The organism is Massilia sp. P2_C2, assembly GCF_056404615.1.
In genome coordinates this window covers 1-2,680 of sequence record NZ_JBFUDR010000508.1, presented here as the reverse complement: position 1 = coordinate 2,680, position 2,680 = coordinate 1, and the positions used below count along the sequence as shown (strand labels likewise).

Genomic DNA, 2,680 nt, shown 5'->3' with positions numbered 1-2,680 from the left:
GTATTGCTCACCCAGCAGTCCCGACGTCAGGATCTTCAGGGAGCTGTCCTTCGGAAATTTGTAAGCGGGATTCAGATCGAGGCGGACAATGGCCTGGAAGCTCTTGTCGTCGAACGCGATGTCGCCCACGCGCCCCACGACCACGCCCGYGCTCTTGACCGGCGACTGCGGCTTGAGGCCGCCGATATTGTCGAACTTGCCCGTGATCGCATACGTCTTCGTGAACGAGATCGTGCTCATGTTACCGGCCTTGAGGGCCAGGAAAAGGAGCGCTAGCGCACCCAACAGGACAAAAAGGCCGACCCAGACGTCAATGGATTTACGATGCATAAAGTTTTTCCCAACTTTTCAATTTACTTGTTGAACATCAAGGCGGTCATGATGAAGTCCAGCCCAAGCACCATCAGCGACGCGATCACGACGGTGCGCGTGGTCGCGCGCGACACGCCTTCCGGCGTCGGCTGCGCTTCATAGCCCTGGAACAGCGCCGTGAAGGTCACGGCGATGCCGAACACGAAGCTCTTGAGGACGCCGTTCATGATGTCGCGGCGCACATCGATGTTCGCCTGCATTTGCGACCAGAACGCGCCTTCGTCCACGCCGATCAGTTGCACGCCGACCAGGTAGCCGCCGATCACGCCGATCGCGGAAAACACGGCGGCCAGCACCGGCATGGCGATCAGGCCGCCCCAGAAGCGGGGTGCCAGCACGCGCTGGATCGGGTTGACGGCCATCATTTCCATGGCAGTCAATTGCTCGCCGGCCTTCATGAGGCCGATTTCCGCCGTCAGCGACGTGCCGGCGCGGCCGGCGAACAGCAGCGCGGTGACGACGGGGCCCAGTTCACGCAGCAGGGAAAGCGCCACCAGCTGGCCCAGCTTTTCCTCGGCGCCGAACTGGCTCAGCGTGTAATACCCCTGCAGGCCCAGCACCATGCCGACGAACAGGCCGGACACGGTAATGATCAGCAGCGAATAATTGCCGATGAAGTGGACCTGCTCCGAGATCAGCGTGGGGCGACGCAGCGCCCCCGGCGACTTGCCGAGCAGGCCGACGAACGAGCGTGTGACGAAACCGAGGCGCGCGAACACGTCGAGCACGAAGCCGCCGATGAATCCCAAAAACATCGTCATCGCTTGCCTCCCAGGCCCAGGTCTTCGGCCAGCGACTTGCCCGGATAATGGAACGGCACGGGCCCGTCCGGCTCGGCGTTCACGAACTGTTTGACATACGGATCGGCCGAACGGCGCATTTCTTCCGGCGTGCCGGCGGCCACGATCCTGCCGGCGGACAGGAAATACACGTAATCGGCGATCATGAAGGTTTCGTGCACGTCGTGCGAGACGAGGATGGACGTCGAGCCGAGCGCGTCGTTCAGGTTGCGGATCAGGTTGGCGGTCACGCCCATCGAGATCGGGTCGAGGCCGGCGAACGGTTCGTCGTACATGATCAACGCGGGGTCGAGCGCGACGGCACGCGCCAGCGCCACGCGGCGCGCCATGCCGCCCGAGATCTCGTTCGGTTTCAGGCCGGCCGCATTGCGCAGGCCGACGGCGTTCAGGCGCATCAGCACCAGGTCGCGGATCATCTCTTCCGGCAAATCCGTATGCTCGCGTAGCGGGAAGGCCACGTTTTCGAAGACAGTCAGGTCGGTGAACAGCGCGCCGAACTGGAACAACATGCCCATCTTGCGGCGCAAGCGGTATAAACCTTCCGTATCGAGCTGGTTCACGATGTCGCCGTTCACCGCCACGGTACCGCGCTGGGCCTTGATCTGTCCGCCGATGAGACGCAACACCGTCGTCTTGCCGGAACCGGAGCCGCCCATCACGGCAATCAGCTTACCGCGCGGGAAGTCCATGCTCAGGTTCTGCAGGATCGGGCGATCGCCATACGAAAAATGCAGATCGCGGATTTCGACGAGGTTGGACACAGTGGATATTGGTATTTTGAGAATCCCGTATTGTAGTGCAGAAAGGCCGATGCCTGCTGGACGCGGCCCAATTCGGGCCATGTTATCGACGTKATATTACAACATTAATAAATCATGAGTCAGATATTTTTGAACATAAGTGCTTGTTTTTACTAACTTATGCATACGCAAATTGTTGCACTTTATGAAATTACCTTAACAAATGCCTTGCGGAAACGTAATGAAACGGCTTGCGACGGCGGCGCGGCGATGCGCATCGAACCTCATGTCCGGCACGCCGGAAAGGTCGCGATTCGAGCCTTCCGTCAGGCGCTGATTTAACAATCCGGCAATGYCGTGCGGCGGCGGCGAATCTTCGGCGCCGGCGGCGGTCCAAGTCTGTCAAGGGGGAACGATCATGATCAAGGCCCTGGTCCACATCGACAACGGCGCGGCGACGATGGAAGGCATGCTCGAGGTGCCCCGCGCCGCGACTGGCGTCGTGCTGTTCGCGCACGGCAGCGGCAGCAGCCGGCTCAGTCCGCGCAACAACCACGTGGCACACGTGCTGCGCGACGCCGGCATCGGCACCCTGCTGCTCGACCTGCTCACAACGAACGAAGACCGGCAGGTCCACAACCGCTTCGACATCGCCCTGCTGACGGACCGCCTGCGCGCGGCCGCCACCTGGCTGGGCACGCAGGAGGCAACGACCGCCCTGCCCCTCGGCCTGTTCGGCGCGAGCACGGGCGCCGCCGCCGCGCTGCT

4 protein-coding genes are annotated in these 2,680 nt (G+C 61.9%); 1 reads left to right on the top strand and 3 read right to left on the bottom strand.

The annotated features are described in order from the left end of the window. From mlaD to AC1DYX_RS30125, 3 genes are all read right to left on the bottom strand, one after another. A partial coding sequence (gene mlaD, locus AC1DYX_RS30135; RefSeq protein WP_477265748.1) for an outer membrane lipid asymmetry maintenance protein MlaD occupies positions 1-330 on the bottom strand: 330 nt, incomplete at its 3' end. A 23-nt stretch (positions 331-353) separates the two neighbouring features. Beyond that, positions 354-1,133 (bottom strand): lipid asymmetry maintenance ABC transporter permease subunit MlaE, encoded by a 780-nt coding sequence (mlaE, locus tag AC1DYX_RS30130; RefSeq protein WP_477265746.1) that lies wholly within the window; start codon positions 1,131-1,133, stop codon positions 354-356. Next, on the bottom strand, positions 1,130-1,933 hold the full coding sequence (locus tag AC1DYX_RS30125; RefSeq protein ID WP_477265744.1) for an ABC transporter ATP-binding protein: 804 nt from the start codon (positions 1,931-1,933) through the stop codon (positions 1,130-1,132). Before AC1DYX_RS30125 ends, mlaE begins: the two co-directional genes overlap by 4 nt. A gap of 397 nt (positions 1,934-2,330) precedes the next feature. Here AC1DYX_RS30125 and AC1DYX_RS30120 point away from each other — a divergent pair. After that, the coding region (locus AC1DYX_RS30120; protein WP_477265742.1) for a dienelactone hydrolase family protein at positions 2,331-2,680 on the top strand (350 nt) is incomplete at its 3' end.